This is a genomic window from Nostoc sp., from assembly GCF_036919615.1.
GTDB lineage: Bacteria > Cyanobacteriota > Cyanobacteriia > Cyanobacteriales > Nostocaceae > Nostoc.
Genome location: NZ_JBALCN010000068.1, coordinates 1 through 18,016, shown reverse-complemented (window position 1 = coordinate 18,016; position 18,016 = coordinate 1). Strand labels below are relative to the sequence as shown.

At 41.3% G+C, this 18,016-nt stretch carries 16 protein-coding genes, 1 other RNA gene and 1 pseudogene; 7 read left to right on the top strand and 11 right to left on the bottom strand.

What is annotated here, in order from left to right; all coding sequences use genetic code 11:
- Positions 1–208: 208 nt before the first annotated feature.
- Together V7K48_RS20210 and V7K48_RS20205 are read right to left on the bottom strand one after the other, a co-directional pair.
- Entirely contained in the window at positions 209–544 is a 336-nt protein-coding gene (locus V7K48_RS20210) for a hypothetical protein (protein WP_335074995.1), read from the bottom strand.
- A 222-nt stretch (positions 545–766) separates the two neighbouring features.
- Positions 767–1,522: pseudogene (locus tag V7K48_RS20205) on the bottom strand (DUF3370 domain-containing protein); the annotation flags it as partial.
- 221 nt (positions 1,523–1,743) lie between these two features.
- Here V7K48_RS20205 and V7K48_RS20200 point away from each other — a divergent pair.
- From V7K48_RS20200 to pstS, 4 genes are all read left to right on the top strand, one after another.
- Positions 1,744–2,826, top strand: coding sequence for a peptidoglycan-binding domain-containing protein (locus V7K48_RS20200; protein WP_335074994.1), 1,083 nt, complete (start codon positions 1,744–1,746; stop codon positions 2,824–2,826).
- Between the two features lie 647 nt (positions 2,827–3,473).
- On the top strand, positions 3,474–4,214 hold the full coding sequence (locus tag V7K48_RS20195; RefSeq protein WP_335074993.1) for a cytochrome c biogenesis protein CcdA: 741 nt from the start codon (positions 3,474–3,476) through the stop codon (positions 4,212–4,214).
- 65 nt (positions 4,215–4,279) lie between these two features.
- Positions 4,280–5,680: a cytochrome c biogenesis protein gene (locus V7K48_RS20190; protein ID WP_335074992.1), complete on the top strand. Its 1,401-nt coding sequence runs from the start codon at positions 4,280–4,282 to the stop codon at positions 5,678–5,680.
- A gap of 354 nt (positions 5,681–6,034) precedes the next feature.
- On the top strand, positions 6,035–7,114 hold the full coding sequence (gene pstS / locus V7K48_RS20185; RefSeq protein WP_335074991.1) for a phosphate ABC transporter substrate-binding protein PstS: 1,080 nt from the start codon (positions 6,035–6,037) through the stop codon (positions 7,112–7,114).
- An 18-nt stretch (positions 7,115–7,132) separates the two neighbouring features.
- On the opposite strand, the gene queF is transcribed toward pstS, so the two are convergent.
- The 5 genes from queF to V7K48_RS20160 form a co-directional block, all read right to left on the bottom strand.
- Positions 7,133–7,543: a preQ(1) synthase gene (gene queF / locus V7K48_RS20180; RefSeq protein WP_335075006.1), complete on the bottom strand. Its 411-nt coding sequence runs from the start codon at positions 7,541–7,543 to the stop codon at positions 7,133–7,135.
- 350 nt (positions 7,544–7,893) lie between these two features.
- Positions 7,894–8,292 carry a hypothetical protein gene (locus V7K48_RS20175; RefSeq protein ID WP_335074990.1) on the bottom strand — a complete coding sequence of 133 codons (399 nt, stop codon included), beginning with the start codon at positions 8,290–8,292 and terminating at the stop codon, positions 7,894–7,896.
- Positions 8,293–8,448: 156 nt separating this feature from the next.
- Positions 8,449–8,835, bottom strand: coding sequence for a phasin family protein (locus V7K48_RS20170; RefSeq protein WP_334975483.1), 387 nt, complete (start codon positions 8,833–8,835; stop codon positions 8,449–8,451).
- A 25-nt stretch (positions 8,836–8,860) separates the two neighbouring features.
- Positions 8,861–8,957, bottom strand: an RNA gene (ffs, locus tag V7K48_RS20165) — signal recognition particle sRNA small type.
- A 16-nt stretch (positions 8,958–8,973) separates the two neighbouring features.
- The gene (locus V7K48_RS20160; protein WP_335075007.1) at positions 8,974–9,135 is read right to left on the bottom strand and encodes a hypothetical protein; all 162 of its coding nucleotides are present in this window, start codon (positions 9,133–9,135) and stop codon (positions 8,974–8,976) included.
- A gap of 221 nt (positions 9,136–9,356) precedes the next feature.
- On the opposite strand from V7K48_RS20160, the gene V7K48_RS20155 reads away from it, so the two are divergent.
- The 3 genes from V7K48_RS20155 (at position 9,357) to V7K48_RS20145 (ending at position 14,095) form a co-directional block, all read left to right on the top strand.
- A complete protein-coding gene (locus V7K48_RS20155) occupies positions 9,357–9,908 on the top strand; it encodes a 2'-5' RNA ligase family protein (protein WP_335074989.1) in 552 nt (183 codons plus the stop codon).
- A gap of 253 nt (positions 9,909–10,161) precedes the next feature.
- Positions 10,162–11,565 (top strand): AAA-like domain-containing protein, encoded by a 1,404-nt coding sequence (locus tag V7K48_RS20150; RefSeq protein ID WP_335074988.1) that lies wholly within the window; start codon positions 10,162–10,164, stop codon positions 11,563–11,565.
- A 7-nt stretch (positions 11,566–11,572) separates the two neighbouring features.
- The gene (locus V7K48_RS20145) at positions 11,573–14,095 is read left to right on the top strand and encodes an AAA-like domain-containing protein (RefSeq protein ID WP_335074987.1); all 2,523 of its coding nucleotides are present in this window, start codon (positions 11,573–11,575) and stop codon (positions 14,093–14,095) included.
- A gap of 39 nt (positions 14,096–14,134) precedes the next feature.
- Here V7K48_RS20145 and V7K48_RS20140 read toward each other — a convergent pair whose 3' ends face one another.
- The 4 genes from V7K48_RS20140 to V7K48_RS20125 form a co-directional block, all read right to left on the bottom strand.
- A complete protein-coding gene (locus V7K48_RS20140; RefSeq protein ID WP_335074986.1) occupies positions 14,135–14,341 on the bottom strand; it encodes a hypothetical protein in 207 nt (68 codons plus the stop codon).
- A gap of 451 nt (positions 14,342–14,792) precedes the next feature.
- Positions 14,793–15,047: a hypothetical protein gene (locus tag V7K48_RS20135; RefSeq protein WP_335074985.1), complete on the bottom strand. Its 255-nt coding sequence runs from the start codon at positions 15,045–15,047 to the stop codon at positions 14,793–14,795.
- 829 nt (positions 15,048–15,876) lie between these two features.
- Entirely contained in the window at positions 15,877–16,941 is a 1,065-nt protein-coding gene (locus V7K48_RS20130; RefSeq protein ID WP_335074984.1) for an HlyD family secretion protein, read from the bottom strand.
- A 164-nt stretch (positions 16,942–17,105) separates the two neighbouring features.
- A complete protein-coding gene (locus tag V7K48_RS20125) occupies positions 17,106–17,624 on the bottom strand; it encodes a hypothetical protein (protein WP_335074983.1) in 519 nt (172 codons plus the stop codon).
- Between the last annotated feature and the right edge of the window lie 392 nt (positions 17,625–18,016).

Genomic DNA, 18,016 nt, shown 5'->3' with positions numbered 1-18,016 from the left:
CGGACTTCGACGCACAAATCTAGCTATGGGTATTACCATTTACGTTTATTTGTGTTATCTTCATTGAAATAAAAAGTAGGAGCGAAAACGACCTCGCCCCTACAAACTGCGAGAAAAGGATGTTACTCAAGCTTTAGCGAAGGTGAGAGCATTCTTTTCTGTTTTAGGTTTTTCAGGATTCTAGTCTGCGGTATGAAATAGAACCGAGCTAAAATACAGGACTGACAGACTCGATGTTGTTGTTAGAAAAACGTAAGTTACCTTTTGTGTTTCCTTTTAGAAGGAATCTTTTACCTGTGAAATTCTTACCACTCCAGGCGAACCAACTTCTGGGACCATGTACATCGTACCAAGTTGCTTTATTGTTAAAGCTGCCTAAAGTGGCATAGCTGCGTGTGAGATTATTTAAGCGTCTGCCTTTACCATTACGTAAGTCCGAAAGGTCTAAAGAACCACCACTAACAGTAGCAGCGTCTTCATGGTCAAGGTCTTGCACTGATTCGATGCTGTAAAGGTCTTGGGTTTGGTTGTTGATGTTAGACATTGTTTTTTTTCTTAGTTAATTGAGGCAGGTTTATAAGTTGAGTCTGCGCGGTGCTGGCGTTTTAGGTGTTCGCTTTCACTGCACTCTTTTACAATAGGTAAATTTAATTAGATGCACATCGTCAAGTTAGGAAATTGACTTTCCAAAATTGGAAAGTCAATTTCCGAAGATAACTAAAACTTTTTAGGAACCCGAATTTTATTCGAGAGAGTATGTCAATTCTCACTTTTCTAAAGTTCTTACACTCAGCACTTGCAGTGGTGTCGAATCTGGCGGATAAATCATATCTACTTGTACTATCTGCTTAGTCGAAGGTGGAAGTACAACCTGCACCAATGGTTCTAACACCTGACCAGTTCTGTGCCATAGATGTACGTAGCGTGTCTTTTGTTGACCTTGCTCATCGAAGTAGCGTAGCCGGACTGTACCACGGAAGAAAAGAAAATCTAGGGATGGTTTGCGAAAACGCACACCACCTTGGGATAATTTATCTTCCTTCAAAGGTGTTTCCAAAGTAACGGTCACGGTCTGATTTTGGCTGGTATTGTTGCTTAAGGGTAAGGTGAGTTTATATTCCACCCCATAATTACCATGTGCTTCGTATGCCGTATCTGGATAACGTACCAGCATCTTGGCCGTTTGGATTTGTTGAGTGCCCAATCGACTACTGAGCAATGTGTCTAAAGCATAGGAAATAGTTTTGCCACGCTGGGGAATAGTCAGATTTGTGATTTGGGGATTATCCACCAACTTTGCTTGCCATGAGGAACCACTAGACACACCAGCTACACGCCCATAAATCAGTGCGCCACTGGTTGGAGGAGTAGGGGTTTTATCTCGCGGCCCAGCAAAGTTCCCGCTATCTAGTAAAGCTTGCCATTCTGCAAGAGTCGGTGGGCGTTCTTTTGATTCAGAATTTTTCTTGGCAAACATTGCTAAACTTGCCATATAAACTTGATCGCTACTACGCAGCCGCATAGCAGCGATCGCTGTTCTCTCTTTTGAGTACTTCTAAAGGAAAACTAGCATAACTGCGGATGTTAGAATCCAAAGTGGGTTTTATCAAACAACGTTTGTTGGACTCCCAATAGCTCTGATGAAGTACGAGATACTAATTTGGCAGGGATTGTGACTGAAATTATCTGACGAACATTGATAAAACAATTAGCTTAAAATAATTGTTTCATTACATAAAAACTATGGGCTTTCAAATTCAAGCTTTGCAACTTTCTCCTCTCCAAAAAAAGTCTGAAGGGCTTAATGTAATTGCTTGGCAACAATTTCTATTAGATAATGATTTCCCCATTGCTGCCGTTGATGGAGATTTTGGAAATATTACAGATAAAGCAACCCGTGAATATCAGAGTCGTAATGGTTTAACAGTGACAGGAGTTGTGGATACTGCTACTTATAAAAAAGCACTAGAGCAAGGTTTTGTCATCTATTTTGCTATTTATACTAATGTCGTAAAAAAATTTTTAACCTATCTTAACTTTGGCGAGAATGAGGTCAAAAACTTACAACAAAGTTTAACAGCGATCGCTCTTTTAAATCCTCCGTTAGCAGTTGATGGAGACTTTGGCCCCAACAGTATCAGGAGACTAACCGAAACTTATAAGAAAAGAGACATCAATTTTCGAGCCGAGTTAGCTCAACAGCTTTCTAATGCAACAAAAACCAAGCTTGGTATTGATTTTGAATTGGCTTTAGACAACATAACCGAATACGCCAAAAGATTAAGACAACGACTTAGTGGAAAAAACTGGGTTAATTTTTTTCCAGATAGCAATTTAATTGATGATTTGGCTTCTCCCTTCCGTCAAAAAGTACAAACTTTTGAGCAAGCCTTAATAAATGCCGGAGCTACTATTAGTATCGCTTCAGTATTCCGTTCCTCAGAGCGGGCTTATTTAATGCATTATTCTTTCCGTATTAGTAATAATGAAATTGCTGCCAAAGATGTTCCACCGATGCCCAATGTAGATATTAATTGGCTACATTACACTAACGCTGGCTCTGTCCAAGCTGCTAAAGAAATGGTGTCTGCCTATAATATTGCTTTTCGACCTGTTCTTACCTCTCGTCATACCCAAAGATTAGCAATTGATTGGGAAATTACTTGGTCAGGAATCTTAAAGATCAAAAACGCTAGTGGAACTATCGTTAGCATTGGTGAGCCACAAACGAGTTATGAAAATTCTACTTTATGGCAGGTAGGTCGTTCTTACGGTGTAATCAAATTATCTAGCGATCGTCCCCACTGGTCTAATGATGGACATTAATAAGCCGATCGTCGAAGTCTACTCGTTCGATCAAATCCAGGACTTACGCACAGGTAACGGAAAATCGTAGACGCAAAGCGGCTTGCCGCAGGCTACCGCAGAGTCCGCAGAGAAGCCAGTGCGCCCTTCTCCCTTGGCGTTAGCCTCTCCCTTTGGGAGAAGGGGAGACGCCAAGGGCGATAGCGCAGCGGTAGCGAGCCTGCGAGCGTCTGCGGTTAAGAGACTTAAAGCAACTGGCGCGACACGGAGAAATAAGAGTTTCAGAGAGTTCTTGCGTAAGTCCTAAAATCAATGAAACCTTAGATCGCCTCTGCAGTGGTAAAGCTCGTGATCGCGTCGTCTTCAAGCATTAAGGCGAGTACGCGGCGAATGGTGGTTTTCAGGGAACTAAGCTTCTGCTCTCAAAATAGTCACTAATGCAGGCAAATTTGCTGACAATCTGAAATCCGGGTAATGCAATCTATCATGCCAAATACTCCAGCGCGCTTCTTTAGGGATAATCGGAGATTAGTTGTATTTTAGATACATTTCCTTAGGCAGGTTAAATTTAGATGATATCAGGTTCGGATAATAAGTTCTGCTGACTCTACATCCAAAAATAAGCTACAATTCAAGCAGAGTAAGCATTTCCCGCTCATAAACTCCCCATGCTTGATAACCTGCAAACCCAAATTTATCAACTAGAACAATTTGCCAACAGTCTCGTTTCTAACCAACTGACACACCTTAGCGTGGTGAGTATTGGTATCATCTTTGCAGCTGGCTTACTTACCAGTCTCACACCCTGTATGCTTTCTATGCTGCCAATTACCATTGGTTACATCGGTGGTTATGAAGCCAAAAGCCGCTTGCAAGCAGCTGCCCAATCAACTTGGTTTGCTCTGGGATTAGCAACTACATTAGCAGGGTTAGGAATTATAGCAGCTTTTGTGGGAAAAGTCTACGGTCAAGTAGGAATTGGTTTGCCGATTATCGTCAGCATTATCGCCATTCTCATGGGGCTAAACTTATTAGAAGCACTACCTCTGCAATTTCCATCCTTGGGCGAAACGAATTGGATTTCGCCAGATTTACCAGCAGGATTGCGTTCCTATTTACTGGGGCTGACTTTCGGCTTAGTTGCATCCCCTTGTAGCACACCTGTTTTAGCCAGCTTATTAGGTTGGATTGCCAATACACAAGACTTAATTTTAGGCGCTGTTTTGCTACTTTCTTACACAGCTGGTTATGTAGCACCATTGATTTTGGCGGGTACTTTTACAGCTTCAATTAAAAAGTTACTAGAATTGCGTCGCTGGTCTGGTTGGATTAACCCAGTTAGCGGGGCACTATTGGTAGGATTCGGTGTATTTTCCTTAATTTCTCGGATTCCCCTTGGCAGTTTTTAATTTCAATCCTTGATAGTGCTTGATTGAGATTTTATTATCAATACCTTTGTTAGATTTTACACATAATGACTTTAGAAGATTCAGCGGACAAAGAATTAAAATGGTGGGCAGTACCTGGGCAGTTCTTACGGCAGGAGCTTTTGCCTATACTGACCAATTTACGACTAGCGATCGCACTATTTCTATTGATTGCAATCTTTAGTTCCACCGGAACTGTAATTGAGCAAGGTCGCTCACCCGGATTCTACCAGGCTAACTATCCAGAACATCCAGCTTTATTTGGTTTCTTAACTTGGAAGGTAATTCAGGTAGTTGGGTTAGACCATGTATATCGTACCTGGTGGTTTCTGGCATTACTCATCTTATTTGGCACTAGCTTAACTGCTTGTTCTTTTACTCGTCAGTTACCAGCCTTAAAAGCTGCCCAGCGCTGGAAATATTACGAAGAACCACGGCAATTTCAAAAGTTAGCTTTAAGTGCAGAACTAGATACTGGTTCCCTAAATTCTCTGAGCCAAATATTACAGAAACGCCGCTATAAAATTTTTCCAGATCAAGAAAAAGAAAATCTTCTCTATGCCCGCAAGGGAATAGTCGGACGCATCGGCCCAATTATCGTTCATATTGGCATTGTAGCTATTCTGCTAGGGGGAATTTGGGGGGCGATGACTGGGTTTCTAGCTCAGGAAATGGTTGCTAGTGGCGATACATTTCAGGTAAAAAATATTGTCGATGCTGGGCCTTTAGCAGTAGCCCAAGTCCCGAAAGATTGGGCTGTGCGCGTCAATCGTTTTTGGATTGACTACACTCCATCTGGCGGCATTAATCAATTTTATTCGGATCTGTCTGTCTTGAATAATCAGGGACAGGAAGTTGACCACAAGAAGATTTTTGTCAACGAGCCTCTGCGCTATCATGGCGTCACTTTCTATCAAACTGATTGGGGAATCGCAGGTATTCGCGTCCAATTTAACAACAGCCCGATTTTTCAGCTACCGATGGCGCAATTGAAGACCAACGGTAACGGGCGCATTTGGGGAACCTGGGTTCCGACTAAACCCGACTTGAGTGAGGGTGTCTCCCTGTTAGCCAAAGACTTGCAAGGGATGGTATTAATTTATGATGCCACTGGCAAACTTGTTGATACTGTCCGCGCTGGCATGTCCACTCAAATCAATGGCGTGAAGCTGAAAATTCTGGATGTGATTGGTAGCACTGGCTTACAAATTAAAGCCGATCCAGGCATACCAATTGTTTACTCAGGGTTTGGCTTGCTAATGCTGGGTGTGGTGATGAGTTACTTCTCCCATTCGCAAATATGGGCATTGCAAAAAGGCGATCGCTTGTATGTGGGTGGCAAAACTAATCGCGCCCAAGTTGCTTTTGAACAAGAGGTTTTGGAGATTTTAGATCGGCTGAGTTCACAGCCAAAAGGTGAAGAGAAAGAGACGCCAATTGAAGTTTAAACCCTCCAGGGGCGCAAAGAAAATCGCAGACGAACGCAGAGCATAAGTGATAACTTTGCGTACCTACCCTGCGGGAAGGCAAAGTGCCTATGCGTTTCAAAGTTATTTATTGGGACTTACGCAAAAAACCTCTCAAACTCTTATTCCTCCGTGTCGCGCCAGTTGCTTCTCCTATCGGAGACGCTGCGCGAACAAGTCTCTTAACCCGCCCAACGCACTGGCTTCTCTGTGTCTGGAGTGGTTCGTTCTTCCATGACCCGTGCGTAAGTCCTGTTTATAATTAATTACGTCCACACGACTACAAATTGGGAAATTACTAGAGGTATTTATTAAACATTGGAACAAAAGATTTCTATGTCTGCTCAACTTCAATCCAAGGGACGCATTTACCTTCTACCCCTAATCGCTATTTCGTTGAGTATCGCTTCTTGCACTGGTGATCAGAAAAACATCAAGCATGTTTCCCTCATTGGTACCGGAGCAAGTTTTCCCGCGCCTTTGTACGAACGCTGGCTTTCAGATTACAACCAGAAAAATCCCAATGTGGAAATTAACTATCAAGCTATAGGGAGCAGTGCTGGAGTGCAACAACTCATTGCAGGTACTGTGGATTTTGCAGCTAGCGATGTGGGAATAACAAGTGAACAAGCAGCCAAAATAAAACGGGGAGTGATTGCTTTACCCATAACTGCCGGTTCTATTGTGCTGGCTTATAACCTCACACAAGTTGCACACCAGTCACCTCAAGTCAATGTGCCAACGACTCTAAGGCTACCACGCCAAGTTTACGTAGATATCTTCCTCGGAAAAATTACGAATTGGAATCATCCTAGAATAGCCGCAGCTAATCCAGGAGTAAGTTTGCCCAATTTACCTATTCAAGTCGTACACCGAACTGATGGGAGTGGGACTACGAGCGTGTTGACGCAACACCTAAGTGCTATAAGTCCAGAATGGAAAAGCAAACTTGGGGCTGGTAAAGCTGTAGCATGGCAAGTGGGAATTGGTGGAAAGGGTAACGAAGGTGTTACCGCCCTGATTCAACAGATACCAGGAGCTATTGGCTATGTAGAGTACATTTACGCCAAACAAAATAAACTTTCTGTGGCTGCTTTAGAAAATAAATCTGGTAATTATATTACGCCGACACCAAAATCTGTAGCTCAAACCTTAGAGGCAGTGAAATTACCTGCCAATAATTTGATTGCTTTTATCACCGATCCTACAGATGCCCAGTCTTATCCCATCGTCACTTACAGCTGGCTTTTAACTTATCACCAATATCCAAACCGAGTCAAAGCTCAAGTGCTGAAAAACTTTGTTGATTGGGCTGTGATTGAGGGGCAAAAATCCAGTTTGGAACTCGGATATATTCCTTTGTCTAAAAAAGTTGTGGTTCAAGTGCAATCTGCCGTCAAGAAAATTGCTGAATAACGCTAATCAGTGATGATATTACTTTTGGTGACGGACTTCAACCACAGTATGTACATTGCCGCGAGGCGTAAAATCTGCTTTCACCGTGACTTCTAACGGATCACAAGCAGCTACAAAATCATCCAAAATTTGATTGGCAGATTCTTCGTGAGAAATGTAGCGATCGCGGTAACTATTAATGTAAAGCTTAAGCGCCTTCAATTCCACTACCCGCTCATCAGGTACATAGGTAACGTAAATTGTCGCAAAGTCGGGATAGCCGGAAAACGGACATTTACAAGTAAATTCCGGCAAAGTAATGTTAATGTCATATCGCCTCCCCACACGCGGATTCGGAAAGGTAATTAGTTTACCTTCTGCAATATCGCGTTCGCCATACTTGATTTCTTGGCTTGCCTGGGATACACTCTCAGGTAAATTGTTATTTATCATTGGTTATTTTACTTGTGTTACGTTCTTTTGGTAATTTTATAACTTCTTAACTTCTAACTCTGCCAATTTTAGATTTTAGATTTTAAATTTCTTCTCCAATCCCTTCGGCTTGGTGCAGTCACTCATGGGGAGCCACTGCGGTGGACGGGTTCCCCGGCATAAAGCAAGTGGCGTGGAAACCCGCTACAGCCCTTCTCTACGAGACGCTCCGCGAACAGGCATCCTACGGCAGGCGCTAGCCTCTCACGAATGGGAGAAGACCGCGCTGCTTCACCAAAATTCAAGTTGCGCTGTCAGCGCCAAAGGTGCGACTCAAAATCTAAAATTGAATGACTCCCCACTCCCCCTCAATGCTCTTCCTTCTCCCAGTCTGGACAATTCTCATCTTCACAACCGTGGGGATGCATAGCACAAACTAACAAATTACCACCATAAACTTGACCGTGGTAGTGACTACAACCGATGCAGGCAGGATTTTTTTCGGCTGTGGGTTCAACTGAATAAGGAAAACCCGGATCTACATCTGTTACAATGTCTTCCAATTCCCAGTAAACTTCCAACATTGGTTCAGCCAAATCCTGTAAATACTGATCGACATCAGTGACAATGTTAGGAACTTGCTCGGTGATTTCTTCCGTTAGTTCAAAAAAAGCGTCTACCATTTCACTCATTCCCAGGAAGAAACGCTCTACTTCATCAGCCACTGTTTCAACGATTTCTACTAAATCTTTTTGCCACTGTTCCATAAACTTGACGCCCTTACAGGCTATAAACAGGAAGGTTTGTGCTATCTGGCTTCAAGCACTAGAGTACACACTAGGCAATGTATCATATCAAGTTTCTATCTAAAGTGTCATGTCAAAGTGCCACTTATTACTGATATTTCGATCAAAGAATGCTTTTTATTGATCGCGTTGCAATCGTTTTAACTCGTCTTGCAGGTCTAGCACTTCTTGGCGTAATTTATCCACGTTCTCATCAGTTGATCCCTGTTTCACCGTTGGTTCTTCATCTTCCTCTAAAATTTCAATCCGACGAGGCTCAGAAGGGGGTGTTTCTGGTGAGGTTTCAGCAGATGCTTGGGCCTGTTGGGCTTGCTTCATCATATCTTCAACGAAGCGGCGGGCTTCTTCTGTATTCATTTCGCCCTTTGCCACCATTTCATCTGCCAGTTTTTGGACTTGCGATCGCACTTGGGCTAATTTTCCCCCTGCTTTCTCACCTGCGTAAGAAGCTAATCCAACACCGAGGTAAAAAGCTTTTTGAACAATATCTCCAAAACCAGGCATTATTGCTGAATGCTCCTAAAAATAGGGCGACCCGGAGACTACGCCTATCACAAGCCTCCCGTGTTGCTGCTACCTTCCGGTTCTGACAAGATTTGGGTGTTGCAATCGCATAGATCCAGGTCTTCTAAAAGCATAACATTAAAATTCAGTAAGTGTGTGTTGTTCCATAACAATCCGCCATTCATAAAGTTGATAGTTGACGCAGCCGTGTTGCACCAACGGTACATCAGCCACAATCGCTTCTGCTTCATCCTTTGAGGTTGCCTCAAACAGCGTGTCAGACTCTGGGCGATAACACAACGCTAGTTGCTACAACGAAAGGGAACCAAGGCAACGCACTGGCTCCCTGACGTTAATTTTATATTTGTTTACATACATTGAATTTTTATCGCTGATTTACTTATCATCATTTAGTATCAAATTTACATTTTTTCATATATTTGTAATATCTTTTAGGCGTTTGCCGTTCAATACTCAACAGCAATGATCTTAATAATCCAAAATCCAAAATCCAAAATTGAATGAGCCGTTTTTTTGTTGCCCTCTTACCACCGCAAGACATTCAAGACTACGCCAACCAGATTAAGCAGTACTTTGCTGATCACTATGCTAGTAGCGGGGCGCTAAAGTCTCCGCCTCATATTACCCTGCAACCGCCCTTTGAATGGGCAGATGCTAACTTGCCACTGCTAGAAGCATCCTTGAAGGAGTTTGCCAGTGGACAACAGCCAGTAGCAATTACACTCAGGGGGTTTGATGCCTTTGCGCCTCGTGTCATATACATTGATGTCGTCATAAGTCAAGAACTTTTGACTCTGCAAGCTGATTTAATAGCTTATACAGAAAGCAACTTGGGAATTGTTGACAAGGTTTCTAAAACCCGCCCTTTTGCGCCCCACATGACGGTTGCGTTTCGGGATTTAAAAAAGCAAAACTTTAAAGCTGCTTGGCCAGAGTTTGAAAAGCGTCAGTTGCATTTTGAGTTTACTGCCGACAAGTTAACGCTACTGCTTCACGACGGTAAGCGCTGGAATATTAAATCGGAGTTTGGTTTCTTGCCTACTGAACAATGAGCAATGTATTACTCACATCTTTTTCTAAGTCACTTCTGATGCTGCTAGTCAATCGTTGCAGATACTTGATTGAATTTGACGATTTCTAGAGGTAGCAGAAATTGCAACCAGACGGTGCGGTTTTTCATGATGTAATCGTTCCGCATTTTAGATTAACTGTTGTAACTGTTCATACTCCAGACCAATGTTAACATACAGCAATTAGGTGGTAACATTCAAAACAGAGACGCTTAAGAACGCTCAAATCAAACCCATGCCCAACTCAGAAGATCCGAAGCAAGTCTCCAACAATGACTTACGCAATTCCCAGTTTGGCGGTGGATTAATTAATGCTGAGTCTGTAAATACTGGGCAAATTGGCGGTGACATCTACAATATTCACCTTGAGCAGCAGACAGTAACATCAAGTAATTCAGCACAATCACAAAATCAAAGAGAGCGATCGCAGCTAGAACAAGACTCACTCGAAAAAGCCTACGCACTCCAAAGCCAGAGGATTGCAAGGATACGAAATGCATGGATTATTGAAACAGATCCATCACGCAAGTTTCAATATGAACACCAGCTTCAGTCAGAAGAACGCACCCTGAAGGAGCTTGGTGAGAAGTTAGATGCAATTAAACAACAGTTGCAAGCGGCTGATAACTCTGTAATGGGGGCAGATACAACTATATATATTGAACGACCACCCATTGAAAATAAATGCTATGAGGCTCTTGTGCAACCAGGAGCGTTAATTCGTCTTAAAGCCCCCCAAAGAATGGGTAAAACATTACTGCTAGAGAAAACCCTAGACTATGCAAGACACCAAGGTTATCAAACTGCAAAAATAGATTTACAACTTGCTGATGTCGATATTCTGGCTAACTTAAAAACATTTCTACAATGGTTGTGTGTTGATGTTGCTGACACTCTGGAACTAGAACCCCAAGTAGATAAACACTGGCAAGAAGTTTTTGGACTGAATAAGAACTGCACTCGCTATTTCCAAAAATATTTATTATCGGTTACTGATACTCCCTTAGTTTTAGCTATAGATAACTTTGAGAGACTGTTTGATTATCCAGAGATTTTTCCCCAATTCTGTTTACTCCTGCGTGGGTGGTATGAAGCAGCTAAACAAGGGGACAAGATTGGTAATATCTGGAAGAAACTGCGGTTAGTAGTAGTTCACTCTACTGAATCTTACCCTTCTTTGGATAGTAATCATTCCCCCTTTAATGTGGGACTGGCGATTGATTTACCTGAATTTAATCTGCAACAAGTAACAGAACTCGCCAAGCAGAATGAGTTAGAGCTGTTGGGGAAACAGGACTTAAGTAGGTTGATAGACTTGTTAGGGGGACATCCCTATCTGATGCAACAAGCCATCGCTCATCTCAAAAGCCAGCAAATGACCTTAGAAGAACTGCTAAGACTTGCACCAACAGAGCAGGGAATTTTCAGCGCTCACTTGCGACAACAACTGTGGCATTTACAACATAATCCTCAGTTGGAGTTAGGGTATAAAAAAGTAGTGATGACGAATACATCTGTGAGGTTAGATACTGAAGTTGCCTTTAAGTTGCATAGTTTGGGGTTAGTAAAACTTTCTAGCAATGATTGTGTTCCTGGTTGTGATTTGTATCGTCACTATTTCTCAACTCGTTTGGAGTAGGTAAATCATGGACCAATACATATTCTCTGGAAGTCTGCCTGAAAATGCCAGTACCTATGTCACAAGAGAAGCTGATGCCCAATTATACGAAGGACTAAAAGCAGGAAAGTTTTGTTACGTACTAAATTCGCGCCAAAGCGGTAAGTCTAGCTTACGTGTGCGAACCATGCAGCGATTGAGAGAGGACAGTGTAAAGTGTGCAGCAGTTGACCTTTCGGCTGGAGGTATTCAGAATGTACCTCCCGAACAATGGTATGCAGATTTAATCGACACGCTCATTGATAGTTTTGGATTAGATTTAGATTTTGGTGATTGGTGGTCAGAGAACCAGTTAAATACATTGGTGACGAGATTTCGCAAGTTTTTGGAAGAAGTATTACTTGTTGAAGTCCAAGAAAATATTGTTATTTTTATTGATGAAATCGATAGCGTCCTTAGCCTAAACTTTCCCACAGATGATTTTTTTGCCTTGATTCGCGCCTGCTATAACAAGCGTGTTGATAACCCTGAATATAATCGCCTCACGTTCTGTTTATTAGGGGTCGCATCACCTAGTAATTTGATTGGAGATAAACAGCGTACTCCGTTTAATATTGGTCAGGCTATCTCCCTCAAAGGTTTTCAATTGCACGAAGTTAAACCATTAGAAAGTGGTCTAAGCAGTAAATTCAGCAGTCCCCAAGCGATAATGCAGAAAATCTTGCAGTGGACGGGAGGACAACCATTTTTGACTCAAAAGCTTTGTCAGTTTCTGGTTGAGGAATATGAGCAAGAAAATCCTCCTTCAGTTGAACAAATTGTCAAGTCGCGGATTATTGAAAGTTGGGAATCACAGGATGAGCCGGAGCATTTACGAACAATTCAAGCCAGAATTTTGCGAGATGAACAACGAGCAGGGTACTTACTAGAACTTTATCAACAAGTCAGATTGAGTGAAGAGCGATCGCAGGTAATAGCAGATGATACTTTAGAGCAGAGTGAATTACAATTATCAGGATTGGTTGTTAGACAACAGGGAAAGTTAAGAATTTATAACCAAATTTATTATGAAATATTTGACTCCAGTTGGATTGAAAGCCAATTAAAAAATCTGCGCCCATATTCAGAAAGTTTTCGCTTTTGGGTCGCTTCTGGAAGTACTGAGGATTCATGGCTGATGCGAGGCAAGGCATTACAAGAAGCAGAAGAATGGGCAAAGGATAAAAATTTAAGTTATCAAGATAAGCAGTATTTAGCAGCTAGTAAAGAGAAAGAAATTCAGAAAGAGATTGCTACTCAAAAACAAGAAGCAGCTTTGTCAAGAGAGAGGAAGGATAAGGAGGCAGCAGAAGCAAGAAATCAACTGCTCAGTGAGGCTAATAAGAAAGCTCAACGAAGGATTAGTATTGGAATTGTCGTTTTGCTTTTAGCAGTTCTGGGAGCAGCAACTGTAGGAATATCTGCTAGAAAGCAACTTAATGAAACGAAAGAAGAAGTTGAAGCTGTTCAGGAATTAAATGATTTGGCTGGAGAATTAGAAAAACAGACCAACTCTACTTCTGAAAAGATTACCTTTAGTTCAACTGAGGCTTTAAGGCTCTCTGCTTTATCTTTTAATGTTAAGAATCACGAACTTAAACAAGCATTAGTCTTTGCCACTAGTTCACTTGCATATCAACAACTAAAAAAGCTAAAATCCGCAGAATCAGAAATTAAGCAAAGTCAGGAGTTTTTAGCGAAAGGTGATAAAAAAGCAACAGATTCCAGTCAAGGGTTACAAATTAAAGTATTATTCCAAAAAAGTCAAGGTGATTTATTCGCCCAAGAGAAACAAATCAAAAAAGCTATAGAATCTTACACTACAGCATTTCATATTTTAACAATTCATTCTAGTGAAACTGATTTTACCAAAGATAATCAGTTGCTCACAGGCGAAAATATTGAATCAGTTTATCGAAGTTTAATTAAGCTAAACCCTCAAGATAAAGAAGTTGAAAAAACACTGACAAAACATTTATATGCTCAACTTGAATATTTTTTGAAAGCTAAAAATTGGAAGTCGGTTGATACAAAAACATCTCAACTCATGCTCAATATTGCTAAAAGGGATGAGCAAGGATATTTAGATTATGACAACATCAATAACTTCTCTTGTCCAGAGCTACAAAAAATAGACCACCTTTGGGTGAATGCAGACAATCGTTTTGGCTTTAGTGTGCAGAAGGAGATATGGATCAAAACTGGCAATAGACTTGGTATAAAACCAGAGGACTGGAATTTGAATGATGAGAAAAATTATGTTCAGTTTGCCAAGGCAGTTGGATGGTATGATGAGAAAGGAACTGGAGACAATCAAGCACGAGACAACAGAGGTAGCTACGTGTCATCCGACGAACTGTACAAGCGTATAGACAACTCTGTGGGGTATAGGGGTAGCCTACCAGCTTTGTGGGGGTTTAATGGTGAGTGGGAGAGAGGGATGGAGGACGGTCTTCTTTTCTCGCATTGCGACTTGCAAAGTGTAACATATAAGGCTTTCAGAAGTTTGTAAACATTTATTTCAGCCTCCTTTCCCACGCAATAATCAGCATTACGCAAAATTGATACCTGGCACTGTCGGCTGATAACAGTTTGCCTGAATAAATTTTGCTGCTATCTCATGCACCTCCGTACTTTCAGTTACCTTCTGCTTGTCCCAAGGTAGGCTCATCTGTCCAGGCGACGACTTTTTAGCTTTCCCACCTTTGATCACCGATGGTAAAAAGCTTCTCCCCCAGTGGTTTCGCTGACTTTTCACGGGATGTGGAAAAGGTTATTTTGAGGGTTTCTCAAACCCTAACTTTTACGTTACCTATTTTCATTAACTTAGAGTTATTGAGAATTAGACTGTGGAAAAAGCCACGCTGTTTCGTGGTTTGAGGACTTACCGTGAAAAGTCAGAGTGGTTTCGCTGTTCTGGTTTCGCCTGTGGTCAGTACTTCTGACAAAATCTGCGGTACTTCAATACTTCTCGGTTAGCGCAATTAGTCGTTGCAGATCCCCCCAACCCCCCTTAAAAAGGGTGGCTTCTAGCCCTCTTTTACCCCCTTTTTAAGGGGGTCACCGTAGGCGGGGGGATCTGAATTTAGGACAACTTAACCCTTATTTGAGAAGTATTGTGCGGTACTTCGCCGCACATTCCTCTAAAGTCCTGTCCAATTGTAAAAACGCTGGATGCCACACCCTAGCGGGAAGTCAAAAATCAAAAGTCAAAAGGCTACGGTGTACATACAAGTCGGAAAAACTTTATCCACCAAAGATTTGCGGTTCTTGCTAGCCAACACATTTGTTATTTCGGCGAACCCATTTGTTACTTCGGCGAACTCATTTGTTACTTTGGCGAACTCATTTGTTATTTCGGCGAACTCATTTGTTATTTCGGCGAACTCATTTGTTACTTCGGCGAACTCATTTGTTATTTCGGCGAATGCATTTGTTGTTTCAGCGTCTCCATGTGCCTTCAAAACAATAGACCTCTTGCAAAAATCCTTGAATCACCCCTCCCCAACCCTCCCCTTATAAAGGGGAGGGGGCAAGATTTCAAGTTTCCCCCCTTTATAAGGGGGGATTAAGGGGGGTCTATTCGACTTATGCAACCAGAATAACCCTGTTCTACTTGCTCCCGTGTTTTCTAAGCGTAGAAGTGAAACGGCTTGTCGCTAGACATCGCTGAACTTGAAGAAAATTCATTTTGAGTAAAGGGTGGCGTGTAAAATATGCCTTCTCTACAGACGCGCAAAAGACATGACAGTTCTTCGGTTCCTCGTCACAGACTTGGTTTTCTTCTGAAAATATTGCAGATTGACCCCGTAATTTCTGCCACAATATATAAAAAATATGCAGTTTAAGTTGAAACTATAGAAGTAATGGCGGGTTGATCCAATAGAAAAGCGATCGCAGTTCCGTATGAGCGATCGCCATGATTAATCCCTAACCACAGGGATTGATTATGACAATTATATTTGTTGCAATACTTTAACGATTGCAGTGCTAGCCCCCTCATTCCTCTTAATACAAAAAAGTAGATAATTGCTTTACTTAACCACAAGTAAACAATCACCTCAGTAAATAAGTGTTTTTACGTTTTCACTCGCAAATGCAAACTACAACGAGTATGTTACCAGTTTCACTTGACTTTTGACTTTTGACTTTCCCTTAGCCACAAGTAAACAATCACCTCGGTAAATAAGTGTTTTTACGTTTTCACTCGCAAATGCAAACTACAACGAGTATGTTACCAGTTTCACTTGACTTTTGACTTTTGACTTTTGACTTCCCCAAAGGGCTGACCATTTATTTAGTTTCAACTTTTACAATTGCTGACATTCCCGGATTAAATCGGGATTCGTAACCTTGAATACTTGACCCATCAAACACAATCTTGACGGGAATTTGATGTAGTGAATTACTAGAAGCTGAATTACTCGTAAGATTATCTTCTGGCATAAAGGCGATACTATCTACCTTGCCTTGAAACTGCCGATTAGCAAAGGCTGGGACTGTAATTTTCACCTTTTGCCCTGGCTGTATCTTTTCTAACTGCTTTTCTGGAAAATAGGCAATAATCCAAGGACGTGGCTGCATTATTGATAAGAGAGTTTGCCCTGGAAGTACCTGCTGTCCTACTTGGACGTTTTTATTCCCAATTAGTCCACCAACAGTAGTTGCAATGTTAGTGTAATCTAACTCCATTTCCGCTTTTTTTACCCCTATTTGCCTTTGAGTAAAAGTAGCCAATGCTATCTTATATTGTTGCTCATTTAGCTTCTTTTGCTGATTGAGAATTTGTGCTTGTAAAGTTCTTTTTTTAATCAAAGTTTGTTGTTCTACCTGAGTATTTTTGTTCTTGGAATCTGGTTGTAATTCAGGAATATCAATAACAATTTTGGAAATTTTTTCCCGTGCCAATGCTGCTTGCTGTTTAGCTAATTCTAGAGATATTTTTGCCTGTGCCAGAGATAATTTATAATTGCTTTTATCAAGCTTGACTAACACCATGCCTGGAGATACCATTTGATTATCATTAAATGTAATTTCAGTGACTATTCCTGATACACGAGTCGTCACAGGGTTGATCTCTGCGGTGACATGAGCATTATCAGTTTGTAAATATCTTTGCCTGTATTGCCATTCATGGTAAGCATAATTTCCTACATAAGTTGCAACTACACTCAACAATACTGCCGATCCGGTAAGCAGTAGCAGATACCGTACCCAAGAAGATGATAATTTTTTGTTGAGAGCGTTGTTCGATTCAGTAGAAGTCTCAGTTGCTTCCTGTTGCGACAACACAGGAGTTTTTTGTTCTGATAATGTTGTAACTTTTTGGGACTGTTGTAAAAAATTTAAGCGTTTCATCAGTGTTCTTGATGTCAACAAAATTTTCCGTAAAGATTGGCACTACTTAACTAGTCCACTTACAGAATACGGCAAATATTACTTGAGTGCATAGTTAGTCTCAAAATAGCTTCAGAAATCACTCTGTCTGAAATGGCTTTGAGAAATCTTGTGAGAAATCTGGGCTAATCAGTTCCACCCCAAGTCCAGGTAGGGTTGCCATTCTTTAAACTGTTTTTTAGTACGACTAAGGGATAATCATTAGGATCAAAGCTCCCTGCCAAATCCAAGATTAAGTAAACCTTGCCTTTAACAAAGTGCATCCGTAAATAATTAACGTGTTCAGAGTAGTCTTGTCCATCAACCTTAGTCATTCCAGCAGATGCAAAGCATTTAGCATATTTCGGCTTGAGTGTGCCAACCCATGTAACGCTAAAGCTATTACTGGCTTTAACAGAGATGCTACTAGCGTAGGCACTCAGGTTAACAGAGCCATCTGTCGCAAAACTGCCTTCTTGATAAGGATGGGGTTTTTCAGTGACAATCACTTTATCTGGACAGCTTTGTTTTTGCTCGTTTTCGCTATAAACTTTTAACTCAATATTTTGTGAGTTATTTTGTGCTTGGATGCGCCAGTTGGACAACAGAGGCAGTAAAGCAATACTTATGCCTAAAATCAGAGGTCTAAATGAAAGAATACTCATATCCGAATAAATATTGAATTTGACATGGTAATACTTTTTACCAGAAAATATATAGTGTTAGATTTTACCAATTAATCTGTGAAATTTAGGACAGTGTAATTACTGTTTTTCTATCGAGGGTAAAAACATAGTCCTATGAGATTATATTTGTTTTACTCTCATAATCTATTTGTCAACTGCTGATCTAACCATGCCTGATTACGGACTTACTTTTTATCTTTATATAGGGAAGGCGATCGCATTTTACAACAAAGCCCTGAAAATAAAACCCGACTTCCACTATGCTTGGTACAACTAGGGAATGGCGCTGAGTGATTTAAGGAGATTTGAACTGCGCGATCGCATCTTTTGACAAAGCCCTGAAAATAAAACCCGACTTCCACTATGCTTGG